Source organism: Nitrosococcus wardiae (genome assembly GCF_004421105.1).
Lineage (GTDB): Bacteria > Pseudomonadota > Gammaproteobacteria > Nitrosococcales > Nitrosococcaceae > Nitrosococcus > Nitrosococcus wardiae.
The window spans coordinates 2341880-2368259 of record NZ_CP038033.1 but is presented as its reverse complement, the minus strand read 5'-3'; the positions used below and the strand labels follow the sequence as shown (position 1 = coordinate 2368259).

26 protein-coding genes and 1 pseudogene are annotated in these 26380 nt (G+C 52.7%); 13 read left to right on the top strand and 14 right to left on the bottom strand.

Annotation, left to right across the window (positions count from 1 at the left end; all coding sequences use genetic code 11):
• Positions 1 to 2: 2 nt before the first annotated feature.
• Positions 3 to 1855: pseudogene (locus E3U44_RS11445) on the bottom strand (glycoside hydrolase family 15 protein).
• Positions 1856 to 2028: 173 nt separating this feature from the next.
• Between E3U44_RS11445 and gndA the strand changes: the two are divergent.
• The gene (gene gndA / locus E3U44_RS11440) at positions 2029 to 3471 is read left to right on the top strand and encodes an NADP-dependent phosphogluconate dehydrogenase (protein ID WP_134358325.1); all 1443 of its coding nucleotides are present in this window, start codon (positions 2029 to 2031) and stop codon (positions 3469 to 3471) included.
• Positions 3472 to 3569: 98 nt separating this feature from the next.
• Here gndA and E3U44_RS11435 read toward each other — a convergent pair whose 3' ends face one another.
• Both E3U44_RS11435 and E3U44_RS11430 read right to left on the bottom strand, forming a co-directional pair.
• Complete coding sequence (locus tag E3U44_RS11435) at positions 3570 to 5387, bottom strand: glycoside hydrolase family 15 protein (protein WP_134358324.1); 1818 nt, start codon at positions 5385 to 5387, stop codon at positions 3570 to 3572.
• A gap of 360 nt (positions 5388 to 5747) precedes the next feature.
• The gene (locus E3U44_RS11430; RefSeq protein WP_134358323.1) at positions 5748 to 7073 is read right to left on the bottom strand and encodes an alpha-amylase family glycosyl hydrolase; all 1326 of its coding nucleotides are present in this window, start codon (positions 7071 to 7073) and stop codon (positions 5748 to 5750) included.
• 806 nt (positions 7074 to 7879) lie between these two features.
• Here E3U44_RS11430 and E3U44_RS11420 point away from each other — a divergent pair.
• Positions 7880 to 9205 carry a dual specificity protein phosphatase family protein gene (locus E3U44_RS11420; protein WP_166805067.1) on the top strand — a complete coding sequence of 442 codons (1326 nt, stop codon included), beginning with the start codon at positions 7880 to 7882 and terminating at the stop codon, positions 9203 to 9205.
• A gap of 180 nt (positions 9206 to 9385) precedes the next feature.
• On the opposite strand, the gene E3U44_RS11415 is transcribed toward E3U44_RS11420, so the two are convergent.
• Positions 9386 to 11014 carry a peptide chain release factor 3 gene (locus tag E3U44_RS11415; protein WP_134358321.1) on the bottom strand — a complete coding sequence of 543 codons (1629 nt, stop codon included), beginning with the start codon at positions 11012 to 11014 and terminating at the stop codon, positions 9386 to 9388.
• 213 nt (positions 11015 to 11227) lie between these two features.
• Between E3U44_RS11415 and E3U44_RS11410 the strand changes: the two genes are divergently transcribed.
• From E3U44_RS11410 to E3U44_RS11400, 3 genes are all read left to right on the top strand, one after another.
• Positions 11228 to 11785: a Uma2 family endonuclease gene (locus E3U44_RS11410; protein WP_134358320.1), complete on the top strand. Its 558-nt coding sequence runs from the start codon at positions 11228 to 11230 to the stop codon at positions 11783 to 11785.
• A 286-nt stretch (positions 11786 to 12071) separates the two neighbouring features.
• Positions 12072 to 13412, top strand: coding sequence for an IS701 family transposase (locus E3U44_RS11405; RefSeq protein WP_166805066.1), 1341 nt, complete (start codon positions 12072 to 12074; stop codon positions 13410 to 13412).
• A 346-nt stretch (positions 13413 to 13758) separates the two neighbouring features.
• Complete coding sequence (locus E3U44_RS11400) at positions 13759 to 14244, top strand: hypothetical protein (RefSeq protein ID WP_134358318.1); 486 nt, start codon at positions 13759 to 13761, stop codon at positions 14242 to 14244.
• A gap of 92 nt (positions 14245 to 14336) precedes the next feature.
• Here the strand turns inward: E3U44_RS11400 and E3U44_RS19340 are convergent, their stop codons facing one another.
• The gene (locus tag E3U44_RS19340) at positions 14337 to 14546 is read right to left on the bottom strand and encodes a hypothetical protein (protein ID WP_166805065.1); all 210 of its coding nucleotides are present in this window, start codon (positions 14544 to 14546) and stop codon (positions 14337 to 14339) included.
• Between the two features lie 7 nt (positions 14547 to 14553).
• Between E3U44_RS19340 and E3U44_RS19335 the strand changes: the two genes are divergently transcribed.
• Genes E3U44_RS19335 through E3U44_RS19635 form a run of 3 tightly spaced genes read left to right on the top strand, consistent with a single transcriptional unit; the run spans position 14554 to position 15820 of the window.
• Complete coding sequence (locus E3U44_RS19335) at positions 14554 to 14709, top strand: hypothetical protein (RefSeq protein WP_166805064.1); 156 nt, start codon at positions 14554 to 14556, stop codon at positions 14707 to 14709.
• A gap of 57 nt (positions 14710 to 14766) precedes the next feature.
• Entirely contained in the window at positions 14767 to 15327 is a 561-nt protein-coding gene (locus E3U44_RS19640; RefSeq protein ID WP_206054769.1) for a Na+/H+ antiporter NhaA, read from the top strand.
• On the top strand, positions 15227 to 15820 hold the full coding sequence (locus E3U44_RS19635; protein ID WP_206054768.1) for a Na+/H+ antiporter NhaA: 594 nt from the start codon (positions 15227 to 15229) through the stop codon (positions 15818 to 15820). Before E3U44_RS19640 ends, E3U44_RS19635 begins: the two co-directional genes overlap by 101 nt.
• 113 nt (positions 15821 to 15933) lie before the next feature.
• Here the strand turns inward: E3U44_RS19635 and trhA are convergent, their stop codons facing one another.
• Complete coding sequence (gene trhA, locus E3U44_RS11385; RefSeq protein WP_134358316.1) at positions 15934 to 16638, bottom strand: PAQR family membrane homeostasis protein TrhA; 705 nt, start codon at positions 16636 to 16638, stop codon at positions 15934 to 15936.
• Between trhA and E3U44_RS20380 the strand changes: the two genes are divergently transcribed.
• The 5 genes from E3U44_RS20380 to E3U44_RS19630 all read left to right on the top strand — a co-directional run bounded on the left by E3U44_RS20380 (position 16637) and on the right by E3U44_RS19630 (position 18418).
• Positions 16637 to 16765 (top strand): hypothetical protein, encoded by a 129-nt coding sequence (locus E3U44_RS20380; RefSeq protein WP_276321932.1) that lies wholly within the window; start codon positions 16637 to 16639, stop codon positions 16763 to 16765. The genes trhA and E3U44_RS20380 overlap by 2 nt on opposite strands.
• 59 nt (positions 16766 to 16824) lie before the next feature.
• Positions 16825 to 17202, top strand: a complete 378-nt coding sequence (locus E3U44_RS11380; protein ID WP_134358315.1) for a hypothetical protein — start codon at positions 16825 to 16827, stop codon at positions 17200 to 17202.
• A gap of 426 nt (positions 17203 to 17628) precedes the next feature.
• On the top strand, positions 17629 to 17991 hold the full coding sequence (locus E3U44_RS11375; protein WP_134358314.1) for an ArsR/SmtB family transcription factor: 363 nt from the start codon (positions 17629 to 17631) through the stop codon (positions 17989 to 17991).
• Positions 17988 to 18122: a VOC family protein gene (locus tag E3U44_RS20375; RefSeq protein WP_276321931.1), complete on the top strand. Its 135-nt coding sequence runs from the start codon at positions 17988 to 17990 to the stop codon at positions 18120 to 18122. Before E3U44_RS11375 ends, E3U44_RS20375 begins: the two co-directional genes overlap by 4 nt.
• Positions 18123 to 18220: 98 nt before the next feature.
• Positions 18221 to 18418 (top strand): VOC family protein, encoded by a 198-nt coding sequence (locus E3U44_RS19630; protein WP_206054767.1) that lies wholly within the window; start codon positions 18221 to 18223, stop codon positions 18416 to 18418.
• A gap of 56 nt (positions 18419 to 18474) precedes the next feature.
• Here the strand turns inward: E3U44_RS19630 and rnhB are convergent, their stop codons facing one another.
• The 8 genes from rnhB to egtB form a co-directional block, all read right to left on the bottom strand.
• Positions 18475 to 19077, bottom strand: a complete 603-nt coding sequence (rnhB, locus tag E3U44_RS11365) for a ribonuclease HII (RefSeq protein WP_134359801.1) — start codon at positions 19075 to 19077, stop codon at positions 18475 to 18477.
• Positions 19078 to 19096: 19 nt separating this feature from the next.
• Positions 19097 to 20203 (bottom strand): bifunctional 3,4-dihydroxy-2-butanone-4-phosphate synthase/GTP cyclohydrolase II, encoded by a 1107-nt coding sequence (gene ribBA / locus E3U44_RS11360; RefSeq protein ID WP_134358313.1) that lies wholly within the window; start codon positions 20201 to 20203, stop codon positions 19097 to 19099.
• 6 nt (positions 20204 to 20209) lie between these two features.
• Positions 20210 to 20866, bottom strand: coding sequence for a riboflavin synthase (locus E3U44_RS11355; RefSeq protein WP_134358312.1), 657 nt, complete (start codon positions 20864 to 20866; stop codon positions 20210 to 20212).
• Between the two features lie 57 nt (positions 20867 to 20923).
• Positions 20924 to 22045, bottom strand: a complete 1122-nt coding sequence (gene ribD, locus E3U44_RS11350; RefSeq protein WP_338040752.1) for a bifunctional diaminohydroxyphosphoribosylaminopyrimidine deaminase/5-amino-6-(5-phosphoribosylamino)uracil reductase RibD — start codon at positions 22043 to 22045, stop codon at positions 20924 to 20926.
• A 133-nt stretch (positions 22046 to 22178) separates the two neighbouring features.
• The gene (gene nrdR / locus E3U44_RS11345) at positions 22179 to 22703 is read right to left on the bottom strand and encodes a transcriptional regulator NrdR (RefSeq protein WP_134358311.1); all 525 of its coding nucleotides are present in this window, start codon (positions 22701 to 22703) and stop codon (positions 22179 to 22181) included.
• A gap of 14 nt (positions 22704 to 22717) precedes the next feature.
• Complete coding sequence (gene glyA / locus E3U44_RS11340) at positions 22718 to 23971, bottom strand: serine hydroxymethyltransferase (protein WP_134358310.1); 1254 nt, start codon at positions 23969 to 23971, stop codon at positions 22718 to 22720.
• 116 nt (positions 23972 to 24087) lie between these two features.
• Entirely contained in the window at positions 24088 to 25065 is a 978-nt protein-coding gene (gene egtD, locus E3U44_RS11335; protein ID WP_134358309.1) for an L-histidine N(alpha)-methyltransferase, read from the bottom strand.
• Positions 25062 to 26375, bottom strand: coding sequence for an ergothioneine biosynthesis protein EgtB (egtB, locus tag E3U44_RS11330; RefSeq protein ID WP_134358308.1), 1314 nt, complete (start codon positions 26373 to 26375; stop codon positions 25062 to 25064). The genes egtD and egtB overlap by 4 nt, the downstream gene beginning before the upstream one ends.
• Positions 26376 to 26380 lie beyond the last annotated feature (5 nt).

The following is a 26380-nucleotide window of genomic DNA, read 5'->3' as shown; positions in this document are numbered from 1 at the left end:
TATCAGCCTGATGACATCCTGACCTTTTCTCCTCCTGCCATCTCTTTCAAGGCCATTACAGCGGCAATAAGAGAAAGATGGATCAGGCCTTGAGGGAAATTGCCCAACATCTCTTCTCTTTCGGTGTCGTATTCTTCCGAATATAAGCCAAGATCATTGCCCATCGCAACAACCCGCTTGAACAGCTCATGGGCCTCCTCAAGGCGACCTTGATAAGCTAAGCACTCTACCAGCCAAAACGAGCAGGCCAGAAACACGCCCTCTTTGCCCTCCAGAGCATCGTTATTTGCCCGGTAGCGACGCACAGCAGGCCCTCTTCCCCTAATGCCTTCCAAATAGCGTCAGTCGTCCGTACCATACGCTCGTCCTGATAATCCACGAATCCTACCAGAGGGAGCAACAGCAATCCTGCATCCATTTCAAAATAATCAAAGGCCTGGATAAAAACACCATCCCGAGGATCATAGCCCTTTTCCTCTACGGCCCGGCGGATCGCTGCCCGTTCCTGCTCCCACCACGCCACCGGCGCATGATTGCCAAGTTCCTGTGCCAATTTGATTCCTCGGTCCAGCGCCGCCCAACACATGACCTTGGATTGGACGAAATGGCGGGGCGCACCTCGCATCTCCCACAAACCTTGATCTGGCTCCCTCCAGCGTTCAGCAGCTGCATTCACTAGCTCCACCAGGAATTCCCAATAATCTTCATCTGGCATATGCCCCCGCTGATACCAACGCCATGCCAGTTCAAGCAGCTCTCCATAGACATCCAACTGCAACTGCCCTTCTGCCGCATTGCCTTGGCGCACCGGCTTTGCCCCCCGATACCCCGGCAATTCTTTGATTTCATGCTCATGCAAACGACGCTCTCCCCCAATCCCAAATAAAATCTGAATCTCCTCTGCGCTCCCTGCTGCAGTGCGCTCAATAAAACGGCGAAAGCCATCCGCCTCCTTGACATATCCTAGCTCTGCCAATGACCTTACTGTAAAGGTGGAATCACGAATCCAAGTAAAACGATAATCCCAGTTCCGCTCTCCCCCAGTCACCTCGGGAAGAGAGGTGGTCGGTGCTGCTGCGATAGCCCCCGTAGGGGCATTGCAAAGGCCTTTGAGAACCAAAGCTGAGCGCTGCGCTTGTTCGGCATAGAGGCCCTTGAACTGGGCCCGGAAAGACCAGGTACGCCACCATTGGATGGTTTCCTCCAAACGCAGCTCCAGAAGCTCAATAGGGGGGATATCCACCCGGCCTTCATCGAGGTCTTCCGGGAGTCGATAAAGGAGCGAAAGATACGCTCGCTGTCCCTCTTCCACCACACAGGTGGCTACCAGCTCATGACGATGTTTCATTGTCAGGGGGAAATTGCCGGAAATCAGCAAACCATCACTGCCACCGATGGCGATGTAATGTTCCCCTTGGCAATCTTCACAATGCCGTCGGATCCAAGGTTTAATAGCGCCGTAATCAAAACGCGGTGCAATCTCAACCCGGAATCTCAACCGCCCTTTTATACCGGTAACTACCCTTAAGATCTGCCGGTGAGGATGATGTTCTCCCCCTTCTCTCATGGTGAAACCATCTAAAAGGCGAGCTTCCCCTGCCTGAGTTCGAAAGGTGGTTTCAAGAATCAACGTCTGGGGAAGATAACGGCGGGAGATTTCATAAGGATCTAGGGGCACAATTTGGCAGTACCCGCCTTGCTCCCAGCCTAGGAGGCGACCAAAACAACTGGGAGAATCAATTCTTGGCATACAGCACCAATCGATAGAACCGGATTTGGAAACCAGTGCTGAGGAATGGCAGTCGGCAATATGACCATAGTCGCTAAGGGGAGGGTATTTATCCTTCAAAGGCATTTATCCTTCATAGTATGGACGGGAAGCCCGCCGCTCAGGTCGGGGTGGTTAACACTCTTAGAAGAGAAGCTGCCTCTATTTGGCTAAAAGCCTAGTCAAGTTATCTGGGATAAGCTACTCATAGCCTTCCCTACTTAATCTAGAATAATTCATAAGTGAACAGGAGAAGAATAATGACCGATCCAAAATCACCAGCGTCAGCGGACATTGGACTCATCGGTCTTGGCGTGATGGGTGCCAACTTGGGACTGAACATCGCCGAACATGGCTTTACCGTCAGCGGTTACGACCAGGATCCCGGTAAAGGAATCCGACTCACCGACGCCGCCCAAGAACAGCTTTCGGAGCCTGAGCGGATCAAAGCCTATAGTGATATCGTTCCCTTCATAGCCGCCTTGCGCCGGCCCCGGGCCATCCTCATGTTGGTTCCCGCCGGGGCAGCGGTGGATACAGTCACTGAGGCACTTTCCCCCCACCTCGATCAGGGCGATATCCTGATTGACGGGGGAAATTCCCATTTTCGGGACACCGAGCGCCGCCTGCAGACACTGACGGAACAAAATATCCACTTTGTGGGGATGGGAGTGTCCGGCGGCGAAGCCGGTGCCCGCCACGGCCCCAGTTTAATGCCGGGAGGCGATCCGGCGGCTTGGGAACGGCTTCGTCCGTTACTAGAAGCCGCTGCGGCTAAAGTAAAAAGAGAACCCTGTGTCGGCTGGCTGGGGCAAGGCTCCGTCGGCCACTACGTGAAAATGGTCCATAACGGCATTGAGTATGGCCTGATGCAGCTGATTGCCGAAAGCTATGATCTTATGCACCGGGGATTGGGCCTTAGCCAAGAGGAAATGGGTGCTATTTATGGCCACTGGGCCCAGGGGCCCATGGGAGGCTTTCTCCTGGAAATCACGGTGGACATCCTAGGACAACAGGACCCCCTGGGGGAAGGTTACTTGCTGTGCAAAATTCTCGATTCCGCCCACCAGAAAGGCACTGGCCAATGGACCTCCCAGGAAAGCCTGGCCCTCCAAGTCCCTACTCCTCTCATCAATGCCGCCGTCACCCAGCGGGTACTGTCAGCGGCAAAAGCCCAACGCCAGCAGGCCAGCCAACAACTAGGAGGGCCTATCGAGTTGGCGCCCATTGATCAAGAGACTTTTCTTACCCACTTAGGCCATGCCCTCCAAGGGGCGATGCAATTGACCTACACCCAGGGCATGCATCTATTGCAGGCGGCAAATCAGCATTATGACTACTGTCTTTCCTTAGAACTTGTTGCCTCCATCTGGCGCGGGGGCTGCATTATCCGCTCCCAACTGCTGGAAGACTTGCGCGCTGTTTACCAGCGCAATCCGGATCTCATCAATCCCCTTCTTGACAGCGATTACGGAGCCGCCCTTACCCGTACCCAGGAGGGGCTTCGAGCAGTGGTCCAGGCGACAGCCTGCTGGGGACTCCCCGTGCCAGGCCTTATGGCTGCGCTGGGCTACTACGATAGCTACCGTAGCTCCTGGCTCCCCGCCAATTTACTGCAAGCCCAGCGGGATTATTTTGGCGCCCATACCTTCCAGCGTATCGACCGGGAAGGAAACTTTCACCTAGAATGGGGTAAAAAATAAACCATGGAGCCTTACTCCCCTAGCCTGCATAATTCATGAGATCACCACAAAGTCACTGGGTGTCCCTTGTGTCTTGATGGTGAAAAATCCAGCGCCCCTTACCCTACAAGGCCCCGTTCCGTTTGAGCAATGGCCCAAGCGGCGTTAATAAGGCCAATATGGCTAAAGGCCTGGGGAAAATTACCGAGCAATTCCCCACTCTTGGGGTCCACTTCTTCCGCGAGCAGGCCCAGGTCATTGGTAAAAGCAATGGCCCGGGAAAAAACCTTTTTGGCCCGGTCCACTTGTCCCGCCAATGCCACTGCGTGGGCCAGCCAGAAAGTGCAGATAAGAAAGGTCCCCTCCTCTCCTTCCAACCCATCCTCGGTTCGGTACCGGTACACCAGACCATGCTGATCAGTCAGATGGGCTTCAATAGCATCCATGGTGCTCAGCATTTGGGGATCATCCGCCGGCAGGAAACCCACAATGGGCATCATTAAACTGGCGGCATCAAGAACATCGCTGCCAAAGGCTTGGGTAAAGGCCCCCCTTTGCCCATTCCATCCCTGGGTAAGAATCGCCTGGCGAATACTTGCCCGCATCTCTTGCCAATATTCCACCCGGTGGGAAGCTTGCAAGAGATCCGCCAGGGCAATGGCCCGGTCCAGGGCGACCCAACACATGAGCTTGGAGTAAAGAAAATGCTGGGGTGGGCCGCGCACTTCCCAAATTCCCTGATCGGGCTCCCGCCAACGGCAGGCGGCCGTGTCCGCCACCTGGGCCAGAAATTGCCGGGTCTCCTCAAGATGGGGAAAATAGTCTCGCAGCCGATAGGCCGCATTCAACAACTCACCATAAACATCCAGCTGGCGCTGGTCCCAGGCGCCGTTACCTATCCGCACCGGAGAGCTCCCCTGCCAGCCCGATAGATGGGAGAGCTCCCGCTCACTGAGATCATGTTCTCCCCCTACGCCAAACATAATCTGCATATCCACTCCCCGCTGAACTTGGGTCAGGGCGGAGGCCGCCATAAAATCAAAAAATTTATGGGACTCATCGGGACAGGCGGCGATCCAAAGGGCATCTAGGGTCAGACTGGCATCCCGCACCCAGCTATAACGGTAGTCCCAGTTCCGGGTTCCCCCTACCACTTCCGGCAAGGAGGTGGTAGGGGCGGCGATAATGGCCCCCGTGGGATAATAGGTTAAAGCCTGAAGCACCCGGCCGCTGTGTTGAACCAAGGCTTTCCACGGCCCCTGATAATTTTGGTGCAGTTTTGACCAACTCCGCCAAGCCCGAACAGTCTGCTCCAATTGATGGGTGATGCGATGGGGCACCCACGGCGTCGGGGGCGGTTCAGAACTGGAGCGATATTGTAAGGAAAACTCTAAGGCCTGGCCCGCATCGAGCCGAAACCGTCCCCGGGCCGTGGAACCACTAATTTTCAAGGGTACCGTGGAGGACAACAGCAACACCACCGCCCCTCCTCGGGCTAACACTCCCCCATCCACCTGTCGTAGTTGGGGCAGCACCAAACCATACTCCGGGCGGGGGGCATATTCGACTTTAAATTCCACCTTTCCATGGGTGCAACGTACCCGCCGAAGCAAGCCATGGGGAACTTCAGCCCCCAGATGATGGCCGTCCAGATTGGGCCCCACGGCCAGGGTATCCAGCAGCACCGCCGTGCCGGTGGGAGTCCGAAAGGTGGTTCGAAGGACTAGGCTGCCTTCCAAATATCGCCGAGTGATCGTCGCCTCCGAAGTAGGCCGGAGAGACCAGTGGCCGCCGGTTTCATCCAGCAAACGGGTGAAGATGGAAGGGGAATCAAAGCGAGGAAAACAGAGCCAATCCACCGACCCCCTCCGGCTAATCAATCCACTGGAGTGGCAATCGGAAATCAAAGCATAGTCAGCGATGGGTAATTGGCTCATAGGTAACCGTTCCGTCCCCCCTTCAATGCACTACACCAGGGACGGATTATCCAGCCCCCCATAGTTCCCTAAGCCCCCCTTCTCTCTGGTGGGAGAGGACTCGACGGGCACCAGCGCCGTACCATCAGACAAACTCCCTTTCTCCTGGTAGAGGAGGACTATAGCGTTTCCCTTATAGGAGAGATGCGGTTAGATTGAAAATTAAGGTCATGCTAGGTCGATATTCATATCTCATTTATTCGGGAAACGCTATAAACCGCCCCGATTTTTTAACGCCGCTGCTTTCTCCCCTCCCCCTGGCGGGGGAGTAAATGGTGATGTTTACGGCAGGCCTCCCTGCTGCTTGCCCAGGCATTTTTTTCAAGCAGAGTGCTTGGACTCTTTCTTCCCCAGCGTATGGAAGATGCGCATACTGAAAGGGGCGACCCGAATCCGCTGATGCCCCGCTAGGGAATCGGCTTGATGGAGAGGCGTGATTTCCTGGATGGCGTCAATGTCCACACCCATTGCTTCCCCTAAGTGGTCAAGTCCAAAATCATGGCTGTGTTCGGTATCCGTGTTAATCAGCCCGACGGCACTTTCAGCGGTGTGCTCCGACTGGCGTAATAGCCCCACTAGGGGATGGCCGGGCGAAGTGAAACGCCTTTGGGGACCTTCTTCGTTCAACACCCGCGTATTGGCCTTCATGGCATTGACCGCGCCGATAAAAGAAGTCAGGTCGAATAGGGGTTCCTCCCAATCTTCCGGCCGAGTCTCCACTACATGCAACTTGCGCTGGAAACCGTACTCATAGCCGATGGGCAACATCACCCCCGCTGAAAAAAAGGCGGCAAATAGATACCAGGTGCGGGAACGCCGCTCCTCACCCCCCCATTCCGCCGCCAAGCGCTCCGTATCATGACTTTCTGGAAAAGCGATGGAGGGGGCAATATGGCGAAACTGCTCATACTGCTCCAGCAGCCAATCGGCGTGAAAATCCCACCACTTGGCGCTATTGAAAAAGTAATCAAAGCCCGCAGAATGGAGCTGTTCAATTTGATGGAGGGGCGCTCCCAAAGTTTCGGCGAAAAAATGGACCTCCGGATTGACTTGCCGGGCGGTCTCAATCAATTCCGCCCAAACTTCCCCTGGGACCTTATAGGCGGCATCGCAACGAAAACCATGGAACCCCAATTGCGTATAATGGCGAACCAACTGTTTCCAATACTCCAAGAGACTTTTCCGGGCCGGCCGTTGCTGGTAATCAATCTCAGCCAAATCCCCCCACACCGTGATGTTTTGGGGATCATCCGGGTCCACCACGAAGGGGGAGCGCACCGAACCGTCTTCTTCATGGAGATACCATTCCGGATGCTGAGAGACCAAGGGCGAGTCTTTGGCGGTATGATTGATCACCAAATCCATCATTACCCCCAGCCCTTGCTTTTCGGCCTGGTGGACAAACTCTTTAAGCAACTGCTCCGGTTGCTCCTGATGATCCCCCTGAAACAGGGGATGCAATTGATAGTAATCCTTAATGGCGTACAGGCTACCGGAAAATCCGGGTGCCTGGAAAGGGTTTAGAAAGACCCAATTAAACTTCATGGCGGCAATTTCAGGAAGGCGCTGCTCCCAAGCAGGCACCGAACCCACCAGCAAGGGGAAAAGATTATAGATACGCGGACCCGTAGGTATTTTTTTTTCCACAGTTCACCTCGTTAGTTGCTCATCCTGCTCAAGCGCTTCTAATACCAATTTAGCAAAAGGATGCAATTTATTAAGGTTATAAATGATTGTTTATACTAAGCATTATACAATGCGAAGTTACATGAAATTGGTATAAAAATTCTTCCATTACCCACCCTTCATTGATCCTTTTCACCATGGAGGCATGTTCGCTTCCAATGGGCGCCATATCGAAGATCTCTCCTTCAATTAATTCCACTCGCGCTTCGGGCGAAAAAATACCGGCTTCTCCCATTTTGGGATAAACCTCGACAGTAAGGGGATACTTTGCGGGTAATGAATTCGTGGGCCGATTCACCGGGGATGGGGCGGTAGGCATGAGGCTTGTCCTTCAGGCTTCAATCATCGTTATCACTTATTAGTATATATTAATCAGTAAACATCAAATGTTCCCATTAAAAAAATATCGCCACACCAACCCCTTATAGATCTCAGTGGTCAAGACATCTATCGGGGCACTCATGCGTTATTTCTGGATAAGCGGGCCATCTACGTGATTGCCAGGAATCCTCAGTACGAGTGCCCTGAAAATATAGAGGACCCTGGGCCACAGGATGCCTTCTCGCGCAACCGGTCCCTGACCTATAGCGTTTCCCGAATAAATGAGATACGAATATCGACCTAGCAGGACTTTAATTCTCAATCCAACCATATCTCTCCTAAAGGGAAACGCTATAGGCGACAAAAAACGCGAAATTTTTTAAAATTTGTGGATTACTCTGCGCTTATTCAAAATCCCACAACTTCAATCCAGAAAAATGATAAGCATGGAATCATTTGAAACCTCCTCCTATCCCGCAAATGAAGAGGGCGCCCTTGTAACTTTTGCCTCCCCTAAGGGGGATCAGCGCTATGTGCGTATTTGCGCCCTTCACTTTGCCCCGCCCTTGTCCAACAATTTTCTATTGCCCCAGTTTCCTCTGACCGCCACCATCGAGGCGGAATCCGATTGGCCAGAAATCCAGTTTGCCTTGGAGATTTCTCACTTAGATGGATCTCGGCAGCGTATTCCCATGGGCCTGACCCAGCAGCAAGGGCCGCGCCGCCAGTTCAAGGTCACTTTTTTGCCTCCCCAGCCAGGCCCCTATAGGATTGGGATAGAGCTATCAGCCAGCGCTCAATCTATTCCTCTGTTTGAAACCGAGGTTGCCATCTGTGAGCCCCGTGCTCATGAAAGCTGGACTCTGGGTCCCATGATTACGGAAATCGAGCCCTACCTTTATATTGGCAATGCGGCGGCGGCTGCCAATCCCAAACTTCATCCGAAGGATGCTGAAGGACTCTTAGAAAGGCAGGGGATCCGGGCGGTGCTCAATGCTGCCGAGGAAAGGGATCCCCACCCTGCTTTGCTCAATTCGGGCATCGATTACGCCCATTTTCCTTTCCAGGACTTCTCTCACAACCCCCTCGAAGAAGCCCGGCTCTGGGAGGCGGTCCAGTGGATGGCCTGTCATATAGAGAAAAAAAGGTCCGTCTTCGTCCACTGCCATGCGGGCATCGGCCGTTCCGGCTCACTGGTGGTGGCTTATTTACTGCTTTTCGGGTGCCCCCAAGACACTTTCGATACCATCGTCCACCGGATAAACACAAAGCTGAAACTGAAAGGCCATTACATTTATCCCCATGTGGGAATACCGGACACCATTAATACGCTGCGGACCCGCTTAGCATCTTCAGATCCGGCTTGGGAGAGCCGCTATCCGCCGGAAGCCGTCAGTAAAATCCACGCTGTCAGCATCGCTTCTCTGAGGATTAGTAACGCTCCCCCCTTGATTGAAGAACATATTTGCACCGAGCACCCCCATCTAGTACGCCAAGGGATCTCCCTCACATGCCGTGTCAGGGTGGATTACCAAAGTACACCGCCGCGGGGCGTTTACCTTCTCACTAACTTGAACCAAGACGGCCCGTCCTTTGAGAAAATATTCATGTCTCCCACGGAAGAAAAAGGGATTTTTGAAGTCACTGTTACCCCCCGGAGAGCGGGGGATGAGTTCTGGCTGACGGCCTATGCCACCCCACGCCGCTACGACCATGAGTTAACCGCAATGTGGGTAGGCCAGGATATTCGATTTAGGGTAATCGAGCAGTGATAGAGGGGTTCCCATTGAGAGGGAACCCTGTGGGAGTGGGACTAATACTCTCTTTTATTCCTTCTCCTCTCGCGGGAGAAGGTTAGGATGAGGGGGTTAATAAAGAATGCTGGTAGTGTTCCAGATAGGAAGATTCCAAGCATTGTCTTTGCCGGATACGCGACGCTTAGTCCGGCCTACTTAGCCGTTGGCAATGAGTTGCTCACTGCTTTCTAGGCTAAGCGCATGCTCCCGGATGGCATGGAAAGTCACCTCAGGCCAACGTTCCATGGTGAGATCCAGGTTGACCCGGGTGGGCGCCAAATAGGTAAGATCCCCGGCCCCATCCAAAGCCAATTGGGCAGCGGCTTTGGTGCGAAATTCCTCTAACCGTTTGGGATCATCACAACTCACCCAGCGGGCGGTCACCACCTGGACATTCTCATAGCCACAATCGACGCCATATTCATGCTTCAAACGATGGGCCACCACATCGAACTGGAGCACCCCTACCGCCCCTAGGATCAAGTCATTACCCACTAGGGGACGAAAGAGCTGAGTGGCCCCTTCCTCGCTTAGCTGTTGCAGTCCCTTGAGCAGGGCCTTCATGCGCAGGGGGTCTTTCAGGCGGACCCGGCGAAAGAGTTCCGGAGCAAAATGGGGAATCCCGGTAAATTGTAAGTCTTCGCCTTGGGTAAAGGTGTCGCCGATTTGGATAGTGCCATGGTTATGAAGGCCGATAATATCCCCGGGACAGGCGGTTTCCGCCTGCTCCCGCTCGCCCGCCATGAAAGTCAGGGCATTAGCGATTTGTACTTCCCTTCCTAGCCGCACATGCCGCAACTTCATCCCCTTCTGGTAACTGCCGGAACAAACCCGTAAAAAGGCAATCCGGTCCCGGTGTTGGGGATCCATGTTGGCTTGGATCTTAAACACAAAGCCGCTGAATTTCGGCTCCTCGGGCGCTACCCTGCGGGTCACTGTCTCGCGGGCCTGGGGAGGGGGAGCATAATCCTCATAAACATCCAGCAGCTCTTCCACGCCAAAATTATTCATGGCCGATCCAAAGAACACAGGGGTCTGCTCTCCCCCCAGAAAAGCTTCCTTATCAAAGGGGTGGCTGGCGCCTTTCACCAGTTCGATTTCTTCCCGGAGTTCCTCTGCCTGGCCGTCTAATAATTCATCCAGACGGGGGTTATCCAACCCTTGGATCTGTTCCCCGCTTTTAACCTTTCCCCCGTGGGTAGGGCTGAACAAATGGATGCTGTTGCGGTTTAGGTGGAAAATTCCTTTAAAGCGCTTTCCCATCCCAATAGGCCAAGTCACAGGCGCGCAGCGAATTTGCAGCACCTGTTCAATCTCATCTAGGAGCTCAATAGGGTCTCGGCCCTCTCGATCCAGCTTATTAATAAAAGTCAGAATCGGCGTGTTGCGCAAGCGGCAAACTTCCATCAATTTGATGGTCCGCTCCTCCACGCCCTTGGCGCTGTCAATGACCATCAAGGCCGAATCCACAGCGGTCAGGGTCCGGTAGGTATCCTCGGAAAAATCAGCGTGCCCAGGCGTATCCAATAGATTGATAATGGAATTTTTATAGGGGAATTGCATCACCGAGGAAGTGACCGAGATTCCCCGCTGCTTTTCCAATTCCATCCAGTCCGAAGTGGCATAGCGGGCCGCCTTGCGGGACTTCACTGTACCGGCAAGCTGAATCGCCCCGCCGAAAAGCAGTAACTTCTCAGTAAGGGTCGTTTTACCTGCATCCGGGTGAGAGATAATGGCAAAGGTCCTTCTTTTCTCGATTTCTCGGGCAAATTCAGCTGGCGACATACTTTAAAAACTTCAAATAAGAGTGAATATACCATCAACCAAGCGCCCCTTGAGGGAGGCTGTAGAGGTTTAAAAAAGATACCTTGATATTTTCCCTGATCTTGGCCGAATAGACAAACCACTGCCGGACTTCGGCCTATGCCAGCCATCGCCTCTCCAGGGAGGAATTGTTATGATGGAATAGCTTTCCATTCAGTTTGGGAGTTGACCACCGTGGCTTCTCACGCCCTGCTATCCACCGTCAGCATTCAAGATTATCTCGCCGGCGAACAGGCCCGCGAGGTCCGCCATGAATATATCGCCGGCCAACTGTTCGCTATGGTTGGCACCAGCCGCGCCCACAATACCATTGCTGGTAATTTTTTTGCCCTCCTACATACCCACCTCCGGGGCAGTCCCTGCCAGGTTTTTATGGCTGATATGAAGGTTCGGGTAGACAAGGCTGAAGCCTTCTATTATCCGGATATCGTCGTCACCTGTGAGCCACGGGATGATAAGGCCCTATTCCTCAATGCCCCCTCCCTGATTGTAGAAGTGCTGTCGCCGGCCACGGAAAATATTGATCGGCGTGAGAAACGGATAGCCTATCAGTACCTGGAAAGCCTTAAAGAATATGTGCTGGTGGCCCAGGACAGGCCCCAGGTGGAGGTCTACCGGCGCAGTCACACTGGCGTCTGGGAGGTGGATATTTATGAGAGCGGCGAAACCGCTACGCTATCTTCGCTGAATCTGGAGCTGCCTTTGGCCGTCGTTTATGAGGGCGTGGGTTAATTGGGGTTATAGCGGTTCCTATTTAGATGCGCTGAGGGTCGGTCAGATAGGTATCCTCGAAGCGGAAACCACGCTTTTTTAAAGCGGCGAACAAAGACTCGATTTCCCATCAGCCATCACACCCTTAGTTTAGAACTATTGATTGTAACTCGACTTTGGCCATTTTTAACAGGTCAGCAATTAAAAAACAAACGGATATGATTTTGTGATTGGATAACAAAAGGCAATGGTGGCATGATTTGTTTACCACAACGAATCAACCCATCAAAGAATGAAGGGGCCACCATTGCCAGCAGAAATTATAGCAATTTTATCGGCATTTGCGCCGGTTATGAGAGTGACGACTTGGCTAAAAGCGGAAATTTTGCTCATTGGGGCATTTCTATGTCAAGGTCCAAGGCGCATTAGCTCGATATTAAGGGTGTTGGGGAAATCCAATGAAAGGAGATTTGAAAAATACCATCGGGTATTGAACCGTGACAAAGGGTCTTGTGCACTCTGTGCGAAAATACTCTTGGGCCTATGGGTCGCGTTATTACCTGCGGATTTTCCCATTATCATTGCCGTTGACGAAACGCTGGAAAGACGCAAAGGGAAAATGATAAAGGCCAAGGGATGTTATAGGGATGCTGTTCGATCAACCGAGAGAAGAGTGGTTAAATGCTTTGGTTTAAAATGGATTTGCATGGCCTTAATCATCCCACTGCCTTGGAATGAGAGGCCATGGGCGTTACCTTTTTTGACGGTTTTGGCCCCCTCAAAAGCGGCCAATGAGAGACGAAACCGGGAGCAGCGCACCGTGGTGGATTGGACAGTGGTGATGTTGAGGCTGGTTAGTCGATGGCTCAGGAAGTCATGGATATTGGTGGGCGACGGAGCCTATGCTTGTATTGAATTGGGACACCATTGTAGGAAGCATGGAGTAACGCTCATCTCCATATTAAGACGGGATGTAAATTTATATGAATTTCCTGAGCCGCCCAGGCCAGGCAAGCGAGGAAGAAAATCTACTAAGGGCAAACCCATCGCTAAATTAAAAGATATGGCAAAGGATGCTGGTCAAAATTGGACTGAATCGGGAATCACTGGGTATGGCGGGAAGAAGAAATCGATCAAATACTTAACTGGTGTCAATCTGTGGTATAAAGCAGGCGAGGTGCCTTTGCCGGTGAGATGGGTGTTGGTTATTGATCCTGATAATCCTGAACGGCCTGAAGCGTTTTTTAGCACCGACACTGAAATGTCGCCGGAGCAAATCGTAGAACATTTTGTATTGCGTTGGAATATAGAGGTGACTTTCGAAAAATCACGAGCGCACATGGGTATCGAAACGCAAAGGCAATGGTCTGACAAAGCGATTGGGCGAACGACACCGGTCTTAATGGGGCTATATTCATTGGCCTGTGTGATTGCCAAGGAGATGAGTCAAACAATGAAATTAAATGCAGAAGTCACTGCTTGGTATAACAAAGAAGGTCAAGCGACATTTTCCGATGTGATTGCGTTTGTCAGACGATCCATTTGGGCTGCAAAGTTTTTTTTAAACTCAAAATCAACTGATAAAAGCATAAAATTGCCACGCCAAGAACTTGACTTTTTGATAAATCAGCTAGTTATGGCTGCTTAGCGTGGCCAAAGTCGAGTGTAAGAAATAAGAGAAAACAACTAGGAGACACCCCTCCGTTTATCCAGAACTCAGGTTAGTAGGATAATCAAGGAGGGGGTTAATCCGCACATAAAGTAGACATGAAGGCGGGGGTATCCGTGGGAGGAGAAGGGGGCCTTGCAAGTGAGGAAAGAGGAAATGGATAGGGTGGTCGTATTATGGGGTTGTGGAGCGGGAATATTAGGTAGCCCCATCTACTATTTAATATTACATGTAAAACATAGAGGATATTATGAAATCAGTAGATGACATCACAGTGTTTGATCGCGGCCAGGAGATAGGGGCTGAGGAAAGATGAGTTCGCGACATGGAGGCTATCGAAAGGGCAAGAGAAGATAAGGAGGTGGGTATGGATAGAAGCATAAAAGTGCTGTGGGTAATAATAATAACAGTAGTATTAGGGATAACTGCTTACGTAATAAACATAATAGCTGAGATTGGTGAATCTGTGGGCTGGGTTAATATAGTTGTTGGGATAGGGGTGATAACTGGTATAGTTGTTTGGAGGAGGGTGGTGAAAAGGAAAAGACGTCGTGAAAAGTTAATGAATAAATATAGGGATGAAGAATTAGTAGAAGAACTTATGAATGGAAGTTTCTGGAAAGGCCAGACATATGATCAGCTAATAGATTCTCTTGGAAATCCAGAGGAAGTAGAAGAAAAAATTGAAGAAGGAATTATAAAAACTAAAAAGAAGGAGATATGGAAATATGATAAACACGGTGGTAACAGATACGGTTTGAGTATTACATTGGAAAATGGTGTTGTAGTGGGGTGGGATAAAAAGACATAGTACACAGCCTAGGTTTTGACTCTGATGAGGCGCTGACCCTGGGCCGGGCAGTGGCCGGCCTTAACGCCTACTCCAAAAGCAAGCGGCTCGGATTATTCGAGCCTGCTCCCGAGGAAATCAATGAAAAGCGCCACCGGATGCACAAAAAAAGCCATCAAGATTGATCTATTAAACCCGCCAAGCAGACCCATGAAGGCATCCGGGCGTTGAGCAAAGATAAGCCGATCAACCCGGAGAGCGTACAGCGCTATCTGGAGAAAAAGTTCGACGATGCACTTGATGAGGCCTATCAGGGATCTCACCAGGTCGATGGACACCACCCGTCTTGCCGAGGTGGCCTATAAGCTCTTTGAGAAGTTCCGCCCGGATATCCCAGAGGGCAAAAAGGGCTGGGGCGCGGAAGGCACATTGAGCATCGACGAAATTCGCAAGATGGCGAAACTGTTTTTTCAGCATTGCACATAGACCCAGGAGCACCAGAACCAAAAACCTTAATGCATTCTGAAGATGGACCCCCATTCGATGGCAGAAAAGATGAGGAACGGTTCGCCGATTAACAAACAAATTTCCCTGCTCCCCCAAGAACGCATTGATTGGTTGACCAAGCCCATTGCCCGATTCTTGCGCATCGAGTCCATGGCGGATTTGGTGCTTCTGCTGTTTACCCTGTCAGCGTTGGTGCTATCCAACTCCTTATGGAGCCCTCCTTTCCTAGAGGTTTGGGAAACGCCGGTGGGTCTTCAGATCGGCCCATTGGAATTCACCCGTTCGCTGCGTGAATGGATTAACGACGCTTTAATGACCCTGTTCTTTTTCCTTGTCGCCCTGGAACTCAAACGGGAACGGGTGTTTGGCGAATTGCGCAATCCACGTCTGGCCGCGCTGTCTATTATGGCGGCCTTGGGTGGTATGCTCGTGCCTGCTCTCTTCTACTTGATGCTCCAAGTTAGGCCAACCCGGCCGGAATGGTTGGGGCACGGTGATGGCCACCGACACCGCCTTTGTCATCGGTTGTCTGGCGCTGTTAGGGTCGCGCATTCCCCAAAGTCTACGAGTGTTCATGCTGTCCCTGGCCATTATTGACGATATCGGCGCTATTCTGGTGGTAGCTATTGGCTACAGTAGCCACATCAGTTGGAAGGCGCTCGCTCTAGCCGCCATGGGTATCGTTATCGTACGCGCCATGGCGCTGCTCGGCGTCCGTAGTGTGGCGATCTATTTTATAGGGGGAGGGTTGATCTGGATCGCAGTGGATATCTCCGGGATCCATGCCACCGTGACCGGCATCATCCTCGGCTTAATGGCGCCGACCCGCCAATGGGTGAGCGACGAGCGTTTGCATGCCATTTTAAATCGTGTCGTGGCGTATCCACCCGGTGATCACTGGAGTGGTGACTCTGAGGATCGCAAGGCATTTGGATTCGTGATCATGCCTCTTTTTGCATTTGCCAATGCTGGAGTGCCCCTCGCTTTCGCCGAGTTGGAAAACGCCGTCACCCTGGCCGTGTTTGTGGGATTCGCGCTGGGCAAACCGATAGGAGTCTTGATCTTCAGTTGGGTAGCCTCACTAAGATAGAATAGAAACGAGCAGAGAGTAAGGTGAATGATGGCAAAAAAAAGTACACCCCGGAGCTCGAGCAAGGAGCGGTTGAGTGGATTCCCGCTGGCCCTGTATTGAGGCGTCCTTGTTCACGGAGCCATGGTGCGCCATTTCCTTCTATTCGGCTTTGAGGTAGAAAGATTATCCCTACGCGCCATGGTATAAATAAACTTCCAATGAAAGCCTAACCCTATTAGTACCGCCAGGTGAAATAACTCGTGTGGCCCCAAGATCTCACGAAGAAAAAGCGGCTGCCCAGCAAACTCTAAAACGGCGCCTACGGTGTAGGCCAAGCCTCCAGCGAGTAATGGCTTGATGAAGGCGCTGCCTTCTCGATACCAGAGTATCCCTACAGAGACCGCTCCAAGCCACCCGAGGCCCAAAAACAAGGCTAGCCCCCACCCTTCTGGAAAGGAAGTAAAAAATACATTTTTAAGGGTTAGGGCCGTTATCGCGATCAGCCACACCAGCAACAGCCACCCCCAGCGCATCACCCCTTGGAACAACATTTGGTGGATAGGAGTCATCGTGCCCACTATTAAAATAAATATTGCCGAATGATCAAGTCGCTGCAAAATGCCCCCCTTGGGAGATAACCCATGATAGATCCCACTGACAGAGAGCATAAAAACACTGGCCAAAGCGAAAACCCCCAATGCCATCAATTTCGGAAGATTTCCCCCGCCTAATCTCAATAGAGGAAAGGACAATAACAAAAACACGCCGGCGCCCAGCAGATGGCTTAAAGCACTAAAGGGTTCATTGAACCCGGAGATTAAATCGGTCTCATTCATGCGTTTTTGCCTCCTAGACTTTAATGAAGATCCTGGAGATAAACGGCAGGTGACCCGCGGCAATGTGGAATGGCTAGACTATCTTAAGTACCCTTACTCGAAGGAAGAAGCGTACCAAGGATTATAAAGCCAGCTTATAGCAATAGTATAAACGATAAAATTTTTATAAAGAGGAATACCCCCCCAATGAGTCTAGATGAAGACAAGGTAACAAGGGCTACAGAGATCGCAAAGGCCGAGGAACTTCTACCCGCCTGGTTTATTGAGAGGATGATGAACGACACGTGGTTTTTTGGCGTTCTGCTGGATACCGGGCAGATGCTAGGAATTGAGCATATTAATAAGGTGAGGCAGGCCGCCAACGGTGACGTATGGATTGACGTTGAGATGCTTGAACATAGGCAGTTCCGCGTCGAATATTTGCCTGATTCCTGGAAGGGGGTCAATCTTCTCTGCTCGCCAACCTCCAGGACAGACACTTCAATCAATACGCGCCATATTGTGGCCGTCTTCGATCTAGCAGACACCTCGATCTGGCAAATACCTAAAGAAGAGAGTCAGTGATCGGCGAACCCAAGACAGGGAAGTCGTGATAAAGTTACAGGACTATAAACGATGGAACCCCAGCCGGGAAACTGGGGCTTTATCCAGGGCTAACGCATAAAATTTTGAGAAGCGGCGTTATTCAAAGTGACTATCGGCATGATTCAGAAGCTGGTGGCCGTGATGTTACTCTCGCTTGGGGTATTGCTAGTGGCGGGTATTCTCTAGTTTCCGTGCCAGCACCGCATCCAGCGACCATCTGCCTGCACCCACCGCCAGCAGATAGCATGCGCCCATGAGCACGCCCAGTCGGTGCAGGATTCGTGCATGAAGTTCCAGAAGCCGTAGCGCTTCCACGCGTTACACTACGTGTCCTTAGGTGAAGGTTTCCCTTTTACGGGTAAACAACGGCTTGTCTAAACATAATATTTCCATTATTCTGGATATATGGATATAAAAACCGCGATTAAGGCATTGGCGGCATTAGCCCAGGAAACCCGGCTTAGGGCCTTCAAAATGCTGGTAGAGGCCGGGCCGAAAGGACTGTCCGCTGGCGTGATGAGCGAGCGGCTGGGCGTGCCGCAAAATACGCTTTCTTTCCATCTCTCCCATTTGAACAACGCTGGCATCACCCAATCACGCAAAGAAGGCCGCAGCATTATTTACTCGGCTCACTTTCAATTCACCCGCGAGCTTATCCGCTTCATGGTCGAGAACTGCTGCCAGGCGGATACGGTGTCCTGCCATGTGGATGCTCAAGGGGCAAAAGAGATCATCGAATTTTTTATCGAAAAGGAGTGCTGTGGATGAAACGGTTACATATTCATGTCTCGGTGGACGATCTGTCCCCCTCCATCCGTTTTTATTCGGCGCTATTTGGGCGTAAACCTACCAAGCAAAAAAGTGAAAGCAAAAAAGTGACTATGCCCAATGGAGGCTAGACGATCCCCGGGTCAATTTCGCTATTTCCGCCCATGGCGCAGAAGCAGGGATCGATCACCTGGGCATCCAGGTAGAGGAATCGGGCGAGCTGGAGGAGATGCGCGCGCGCCTTAAAAAGGCCGATCTAGCCACCTTTGCCGAAGGGGAAACCACCTGCTGCTATGCCAGGTCGGATAAGACCTGGGTGGAAGACCCCAGCGGCCTTGCCTGGGAAGCGTACCAGACCATGGCGGAAGCAGAATTTTTTAATGAGGTTGACGTAAACGCCACGGCCTGCTGCGCCCCTGAGCGGTGAGTTTTCCGTGCATAATCCATCCTAAAAGAAATTTCCAACAGCTTCCGAAGTCTCATTTAAACGAGAAATGCTATTTCCTTCACTGCTCGAAAAGAACGGCGGTGGATAGGACAGGGGCCTAACTTTTCCAGGGCAGCCAAATGGGCCCGAGTCGGATAGCCTTTGTGAGTACCAAAACCGTAACCAGGATAACGTTTCTCCAATGCGATCATCTCCGCATCCCGGGCCACTTTGGCCACAATGGAGGCGGCGGCAATAGCAACAATCTTTTGGTCTCCCTTGACCACAGCTCGCACCGGACAAGCGGCGGAGGGACAGTGCTTGCCATCCACAAGAACCAGGGAGGGGGCCTCTGAAAGGGCCGCAACGGCCCGCTCCATGGCCAGCAGGCTGGCCCAAAAGATATTGAGTTGCTCGATCTCTTCTACTTCAGCCCGCCCTAAGGCCCAGGCCACCGCCTGGGCTTGAATAAGCGCGGCTAAGCGTTCCCGCGCCAGGGGTGTTAACTGCTTGGAGTCCTTCACTCCGGCGATAGGATATTGCGGATCAAGAATCACCGCCGCGGCGACAACCGGACCGGCTAAGGGACCCCGACCTACCTCGTCCACACCGGCAATCCATCCTTGGACTTCGCTTTGAAAAATTCCTTCCTCCCCCATTTCATTCCCTGCCAAAGGCTCAAGTGACATATTCCACCACTTCCAGGCCAAAGCCCGCCAGTCCGTGCATCCGCCGGGGAGCCCCCATAACCTGCATCTTTCGCACTCCCAGATCGGTAAGAATTTGAGCGCCAACCCCATAGGTCCGTAAATCACTGGAGGGTTCCTGCCGGGGCAGACGCACCCCTTGATCCTCCAACTGATAGTCTTGAATGCGCTGCACCAGATCCCTAGGGGACTCCTGCCGACGGAGGATTACCACCACCCCGGTACCCGCCTGCGCAATGCGATTCATGGCATCACTTAGGGGCCAGCCACAATCGCCACGCCGTACCTGGAGAATATCGCAAAGGGTATCAGCCATATGGACCCGCACCAAGGTGGGCTCTTCCGGATGGAGTTCCCCCTTGACCAAGGCTAGATGGAGCTGTTGATCCACTAGATCCTGGTAGGCCAAAAGGCGGAATAGCCCCTGTTCCGTGGGCAGGGCGCACTCCGCCACCCGAGCCACAGACCGCTCATGCTCCAGGCGATAACGAATCAGATCAGCAATAGTGCCCAACTTCAAACCATGGCACTCGGCAAAGACTTCCAAATCCGGGCGGCGAGCCATGCTCCCATCTTCATTAAGGATCTCAACAATGACTGCCGCCGGTTCAAGACCCGCCAGTCGCGCCAAATCACAGCCGGCTTCGGTGTGGCCAGCCCGGGTGAGCACTCCCCCCGGCCGGGCCATGAGAGGAAAAATATGGCCCGGTTGGATCAGATCCTCAGGTCTAGCCTCCGGGGCCACCGCCACTTGCACGGTCCGAGCTCGATCCGCAGCGGAAATGCCCGTGGTAACCCCCGTTGCCGCCTCAATGGAGATGGTAAAATTGGTGCTGTGTTTGGCGTTACTGTCTGACACCATCAAAGGCAACCGCAATTGGCGGCAACGCTCCTCGGTCAGGGTCAGGCAAATCAGGCCCCGCCCATAGCGGGCCATAAAGTTAATATCCGGGGCTTTCACCTGGGAGGCTGCCATGATCAGATCCCCCTCATTCTCCCGGTCCTCATCGTCCATCAGGATCACCATCTTTCCTTCCCGGAGGTCTTGGATGATGGCTTCTATCTCGCTCAAAGGCATAATCAACTACTTGCTAAAACCGTAACGGGCCAGGAAGGCCTCATCGAGACTTGGCCGCATGGTGGCGGCCGAATCACCCAGTAATAAACGCTCCAAATAACGGGCCAAAAGGTCCACTTCCAAATTCACCTCCCGCCCCGGAAGGTATTCATTCAAAGTGGTGGCTTGGAGAGTATGGGGAATAATATTGACCTCAAAGAGACTCCCCTTCACCCCGTTGACAGTCAAGCTCACGCCATCAACGCCAATGGAGCCTTTCTCGGCGATGTATTTGGCAAGGCCTGCCGGGGCGCGGATAGAAAAACGCACACTTTCCCCCACTGAGGTGCACTCAACCACCGTTCCTACACCATCACAGTGGCCACTAGCCAAGTGTCCGCCGAGAGGATCTTTGAGGGTCAGGGCCGGTTCCAGATTGACCCCATCGCCAGACTGTAACTTCCCCAATACCGTGCGAGATAGGGTCTCTTGGGAAACATCAAAGTCAAACGCCGGGTTAGCGAACCGAGTCACCGTCAAGCAGACCCCACTGACCGCAATACTATCTCCAATACCGACCTCCGCAAGATCCAGTTTACCGCTATCAATACGAAGGGCGGCCTCATTCCCCTTGCGTTGCAATGCCACTACCGTCCCAACCGCCCTGATGATCCCGGTAAACATAGTTTTCCCCACCTATCTCTTATGAATTTCAAATCCAATTTTAACCAGGGTCATAACTCACCCTTTAGGGAGTATTTTGGCCACTAGCCGCCAATCCCGACCGATTGCCCGTATTTCTTTGATGTCTACCTGAATACAATCCTCCATGGTCTGGATACCGGGCAGCCGCAACAACCCTAAAGAGGCCTCCCCCATCAATTTGGGGGCCATATACAGTACGAGTTCATCCATTAAACCGGCCTGGAGCAATGATCCTGCCAACCGCGCACCACACTCCACATGGAGTTCATTGATTTCCCGTGCGGCTAGAACCGCCATTAAGGCCTTAAGATCCAACCCCTCGGTGGTCACCGGCAGGCTGATTACTTCCGCGCCCTTAGAGCGTAAAGACTCCGCTTTCGGCTGCTCGGCATCGGCACAGACAATCAATACCGGCCCCGGCAACGAGAACAACCGGGCCTTCTCCGAAATGGTTAACTTCCGGTCCAGTATGACTCGCCAAGGTTGGCGGTCAAACCCCGGTGGCACCTCATTTTGCAATTCTTCATAGCGGACGTTGAGCGCAGGATTATCTCGGGCGACAGTCCCTATCCCCGTCAAAATTGCGGAACTGCGGGCCCGCCACCGTTGCACATCACGACGAGCAGGGGGGGCAGTAATCCAACGGCTCTCTCCAGAGGCCAGCGCTGTAGCTCCATCCAAGCTCATGGCTAACTTACAGCGCACCCAGGGACGGCCTTGGACCAGACGTTGTACAAACCCGGGATTAAGGGCCTGGGCCTCTTCCTGGAGCAATCCATATTCCACCTGGAGACCGGCCTCCCTAAGCTGCGCTAGCCCCTGGCCGGCGACTTTGGGATTAGGATCTCGCATGGCGGCAACCACTCGAACGACTCCTGCTTTAATAAGCGCCTGGGTGCAGGGAGGGGTTCGCCCCCGATGGCAGCAGGGCTCTAAAGTGACATAACAGGTAGCCCCCCGGGCCCGGCCACCCGCCTGGCGCAAGGCATTGACTTCTGCGTGGGCATTGCCGGCCCATTGATGCCACCCCTCCCCCACAATCTCGCCGGCACGCACCAAAACACAACCGACCCGGGGGTTAGGGTCAGTCGTGAATAAACCCTGCCAGGCTAGCTTTAGAGCCCGGGCCATGTATGCTCTATCGTTCACCTGATCCACGCCAAAGGCAAAAATCTTAACGTGGATATTGCACTAGAAAGACCTCTGATTGCCACTATAATTAAAGCAATGCTCTCACCACTTGTTCTGGCGTAAGGCCATCATGAGAGGGGGGGATGGAAAAATAGCCCTGCTAGTCCGGTTTATTAACCAGAGATCTCTCGTCAAGGAGCAAAGATAACTGAGCAGCCTTTTCCGCCGGTGACAGCGCTTGTTCCAAGCGTTCAATTTCTTCCCGGAAAGCCTGAACGTCTTGAAAGCGGCGGTAAACCGAAGCAAAGCGGACATAAGCCACCTCATCTAAGTGGCGCAATTCATCCATGACCCATTCACCCAACACCTGCGAGTCTAACTCCCGCTCACCGCTCGCCCGTAAACGGCGCACAATGCGGCGGATAGCAGCCTCCACCCTCTCAGTGCCGACAGGACGTTTTTCCACCGCCCGGAGAATGCCGGCCCGCAGTTTGCCTTCCTGAAATGGCTCCCGAGTCCCATTACGCTTGATGATACGGGGCAAAGCAAGTTCTGGAGTCTCGTAGGTCGTAAAGCGCTCACTACACACCTGGCATTCCCGACGACGACGGATAGCATCGCCCTCATTGGCAAGGCGAGAGTCGATGACCTTGGTATCTCCTGCCCCACAAAAGGGACAATGCATCGCCGTCTTAACCTCTAACCATAGACCGGAAAGCGAGCGCAGAGAGCCAATACCTTCTCCTTAGTATTCGCAATCACGGTCTCATTTTCGATATCATCCAGCACGTCGCAAATCCACCCTGCCACTTCCCGGACTTCCGTCTCCTTAAAACCGCGGGTGGTCATTGCCGGGCTCCCGATACGAATTCCACTGGTCACAAACGGAGACTGAGGATCGTTGGGTACCGTGTTTTTATTCACAGTGATATTGGCCCGTCCCAGGGCTGCATCTGCAGCCTTGCCGGTAAGACCCTTATCAATGAGATCCACTAAAAATAGGTGACTGTCTGTGCCTCCAGAAACAATTTTGTAGCCCCGCGACTGGATGCTCTCCGCCATCGTCTGAGCATTGCGAATAATTTGCCGCTGATAATCCTTAAATGCCGGTTCCATGGCTTCTTTAAAGGCCACTGCCTTGGCCGCAATAATATGCATTAAGGGCCCCCCCTGCATACCGGGGAAAACCTTGGAATTAAGTTTTTTCTCAATCTCAGGATTGGCCTTGGCCAAAATCAGCCCTGAGCGGGGACCCCGAAGGGTTTTATGGGTCGTACTGGTAGTCACATCGGCAATCTGAACCGGGTTAGGATAAATCCCGGCTGCGATCATCCCAGCCACATGGGCAATATCTGCTAATAGATAGGCTCCCACCGAATCGGCAATCTCCCGAAAACGCTGCCAATCGACAATTCGGGAGTAAGCAGTAAAACCGGCAATAATAATTTTAGGCCGGTGGGCTTTCGCCAACCGCTCGACTTCATCATAATCGATAAGGCCCGTGTCCGTATTCACCCCAAACTGGACCGCGTTAAAGACTTGGCCGGAAAAATTGACCTTGGCGCCATGGGTCAGGTGTCCGCCATGGGCAAGGCTCATTCCCATGAGCGTATCCCCCGGCTCTAGTAGAGCCAGACAGGCAGCGGCATTGGCCTGGGATCCAGAGTGGGGTTGAACATTGGCGTAATCGGCCCCAAACAGCACTTTAACCCGTTCAATGGCAAGCCGCTCCGCCACATCCACATACTCACATCCCCCATAATACCGTTTGCCGGGATAACCTTCCGCATATTTGTTGGTCAATACAGACCCTTGGGCTTCCAAGACCCGAGGACTGACATAGTTCTCCGAAGCAATCAATTCGATGTGCTCTTCTTGCCGCCGCGCTTCATTGGCAAGGGCGGCTTCGAGTTCTTCATCGTAACCGGCAATACGCATCTCTTTGCTGTACATGGACTATCCTAGTGCTGCAATTTCTATAGATAAAGCCATTCATTTTAACGCATTTTTAGGGAAAATAACGACGCTGAATAGGCCTTCTTCTCCCCTTAGCCAACGACCTCTCCCGACTAGAGGCTAAGATAGTGGACGCTGAACAGATCTTGCGGATCGGTCCAAACCCGCTGCGGTTGAAACCCTGCCGAGCTTGCCAGTTGTTGGAACTCTTCAATGGTGTACTTATAGGAATTCTCGGTATGGAGGGTTTCTCCAGCCTGGAACTCGAAAACTTGGTCGCTCACCGTCACCACTTGTTCCTTTCGACTGACCAGGTGCATTTCCACCCGCCCCTCGGCTGCGTTGTAAAGGGCGCGATGTTCAAAACCGGCCAGGTCAAAATTCCCTTCCAGTTCCCGGTTAATGCGCTGCAAAAGGTTCAAATTGAAAGCCGCCGTAATATCCTGGCTATCGTTATAAGCGGCATTGAGCAACGCCACCTCCTTTTTTAAATCCACACCGATGAGCAGCCCACTCCCCGCGCCTAGCAGGGTTGCTATCCGCTCTAGGAATTGGCGAGCTTCTCCTGGTTCGAAGTTGCCAATACTCGAGCCAGGGAAAAACCCCCCCTTGGGCCTGCCAGCAAACCCCTCGGGTAACACCAAAGGGCGGGTATAATCGGCACAGATAGCATGAACGGCCACCAGGGGATACTCCTCGGCCAGCTCTCTGGCGGAATTAAAAAGATGTTCCCGGGAGATATCAATGGGCAAATAAGCCGCTGGTTGCAGCGCATTAAGAAGCAACCGGATCTTGAGGCTACTGCCACTGCCAAACTCCACCAGGACACTACCCTCGCCGATATACTCGGCCATTTCTGCCCCATATTGTTTCAATAAGCCGATTTCGGTACGGGTAGGATAATATTCTGGCAATTGACAGATGGCATCGAAAAGGCGGGAGCCGGTCCGATCGTAAAAATACTTAGGGGGAATCCGCCGCTGATTCTTGGCCAACCCAGAGAGGACATCTTCCCGGAATCGGGCTGGTTCCGGCCGGTAATCATGGAAAACAGGTTCCCGCGGCGTTTGATTAGAGAACGACGATTTCATGTATCATCCGCCAATCGAAGGCCCGTGAATTGCCAGCGGGCATGGGGGGGGAAGAAGTTCCGGTAAGAAGCACGTAGATGGTCACGGGAACTTACGCAAGAGCCTCCTCGTAAAACCATTTGGTTGCACATGAACTTCCCATTGTACTCACCGATAGCGCCCTCGGAGGGGCGATAGCCGGGGTAGGGAGCATAGGGACTTGCCGTCCACTCCCACACATCTCCAAACATTTGCACGGGAGCATTCTCTGCCGGAGGCGCAGGCAGCGGCTGTAAGGCCCCTGAATCCAAAAAGTTGCCTTGGCATAGCAACGCCCGTGCCGCCACTTCCCATTCAGCTTCCGTAGGCAACCGATAGCCAGCCCAGCGGGCATAGGCCTCTGCTTCATAGTAACTAAGGTGACAAACCGGAGCGTCTTTCCGAACAGGTTGCATCCCATTGAGAGTCATCTGCCACCAACCCTCATCCCGCTGTTCCCAATAGAGGGGCGCCTGCCAACCCTGCTGGCGCACTGCAAACCAACCATCGGATAGCCAATAGTGAGGCTCTTCATATCCCCCTGCCTCCATAAACGCCAAGTACTCTCCGTTGGTAACCAGGCGAGAGGCCAGACGAAAATCACGCAGGTAAATCTGGTGGTTCGGCCCTTCATTGTCGTAGGCAAAGCCTTTGCCCCCATGTCCTAGAGCATGTTGTCCTCCTTCATACTCATACCATTCCAGATTCCCACTTTCCTCACCTCCCCAAGGTTTAGGGATAGCCGGCTCCTGGTAAGCAGGACGGAGGGGGTTAATAGCAAAGATATGTTTAAGATCAGTTAGGAGCAGTTCCTGGTGCTGCTGTTCATGGTGAAGTCCCAATTCAATCAGAGGGGCTAGGGTTGCCCATTCCTCTGGCTCCAAATTTTCTGCTAAGCGCGCCATCCCCCTATCCACGTGGCGGCGATATTCATACACCTCGGCCACCGTGGGGCGGGACAACAACCCCCGCTGGGGACGAGGCCAAAACTCCCCCACGGTTTCATAGTAAGAGTTGAATAAATAGCCATACGCGGGATGGAAGGGTTGATAGTCTTTTAGTTGGGGGATCACAATGAAGTTTTCAAAAAACCAGCTACTATGGGCCAAATGCCACTTGGGCGGACTCACATCCGGCATCGTCTGAATCACATAATCCTCGCTCTCCAGGGGCTGGCATAGCGTTTCACTGAGCTGACGCACCTGCCGGTAGCGCCGCATAAGATGGGAAGACTCCTCCCCCCTATTCAGTTCTCTTTCTTTTAATTCAACTGCATCCTGGCACGATCTCATGGTCT

What these genes read in the sequence shown, in the direction of transcription:
- gndA (WP_134358325.1), top strand. Translation starts at nt 2,029, where the DNA reads ATGACCGATCCAAAATCACCAGCGTCAGCGGACATTGGACTCATCGGT.
- E3U44_RS11435 (WP_134358324.1), bottom strand. Translation starts at nt 5,387, where the DNA reads ATGAGCCAATTACCCATCGCTGACTATGCTTTGATTTCCGATTGCCAC.
- E3U44_RS11420 (WP_166805067.1), top strand. Translation starts at nt 7,880, where the DNA reads ATGGAATCATTTGAAACCTCCTCCTATCCCGCAAATGAAGAGGGCGCC.
- E3U44_RS11415 (WP_134358321.1), bottom strand. Translation starts at nt 11,014, where the DNA reads ATGTCGCCAGCTGAATTTGCCCGAGAAATCGAGAAAAGAAGGACCTTT.
- E3U44_RS11400 (WP_134358318.1), top strand. Translation starts at nt 13,759, where the DNA reads ATGGAGGCTATCGAAAGGGCAAGAGAAGATAAGGAGGTGGGTATGGAT.
- E3U44_RS19335 (WP_166805064.1), top strand. Translation starts at nt 14,554, where the DNA reads ATGGACACCACCCGTCTTGCCGAGGTGGCCTATAAGCTCTTTGAGAAG.
- E3U44_RS19640 (WP_206054769.1), top strand. Translation starts at nt 14,767, where the DNA reads ATGGCAGAAAAGATGAGGAACGGTTCGCCGATTAACAAACAAATTTCC.
- E3U44_RS19635 (WP_206054768.1), top strand. Translation starts at nt 15,227, where the DNA reads ATGGCCACCGACACCGCCTTTGTCATCGGTTGTCTGGCGCTGTTAGGG.
- E3U44_RS20380 (WP_276321932.1), top strand. Translation starts at nt 16,637, where the DNA reads ATGCGTTTTTGCCTCCTAGACTTTAATGAAGATCCTGGAGATAAACGG.
- trhA (WP_134358316.1), bottom strand. Translation starts at nt 16,638, where the DNA reads ATGAATGAGACCGATTTAATCTCCGGGTTCAATGAACCCTTTAGTGCT.
- E3U44_RS11380 (WP_134358315.1), top strand. Translation starts at nt 16,825, where the DNA reads ATGAGTCTAGATGAAGACAAGGTAACAAGGGCTACAGAGATCGCAAAG.
- E3U44_RS11375 (WP_134358314.1), top strand. Translation starts at nt 17,629, where the DNA reads ATGGATATAAAAACCGCGATTAAGGCATTGGCGGCATTAGCCCAGGAA.
- E3U44_RS20375 (WP_276321931.1), top strand. Translation starts at nt 17,988, where the DNA reads ATGAAACGGTTACATATTCATGTCTCGGTGGACGATCTGTCCCCCTCC.
- E3U44_RS19630 (WP_206054767.1), top strand. Translation starts at nt 18,221, where the DNA reads ATGCGCGCGCGCCTTAAAAAGGCCGATCTAGCCACCTTTGCCGAAGGG.
- rnhB (WP_134359801.1), bottom strand. Translation starts at nt 19,077, where the DNA reads ATGGGGGAGGAAGGAATTTTTCAAAGCGAAGTCCAAGGATGGATTGCC.
- ribBA (WP_134358313.1), bottom strand. Translation starts at nt 20,203, where the DNA reads ATGCCTTTGAGCGAGATAGAAGCCATCATCCAAGACCTCCGGGAAGGA.
- E3U44_RS11355 (WP_134358312.1), bottom strand. Translation starts at nt 20,866, where the DNA reads ATGTTTACCGGGATCATCAGGGCGGTTGGGACGGTAGTGGCATTGCAA.
- nrdR (WP_134358311.1), bottom strand. Translation starts at nt 22,703, where the DNA reads ATGCATTGTCCCTTTTGTGGGGCAGGAGATACCAAGGTCATCGACTCT.
- glyA (WP_134358310.1), bottom strand. Translation starts at nt 23,971, where the DNA reads ATGTACAGCAAAGAGATGCGTATTGCCGGTTACGATGAAGAACTCGAA.
- egtD (WP_134358309.1), bottom strand. Translation starts at nt 25,065, where the DNA reads ATGAAATCGTCGTTCTCTAATCAAACGCCGCGGGAACCTGTTTTCCAT.
- egtB (WP_134358308.1), bottom strand. Translation starts at nt 26,375, where the DNA reads ATGAGATCGTGCCAGGATGCAGTTGAATTAAAAGAAAGAGAACTGAAT.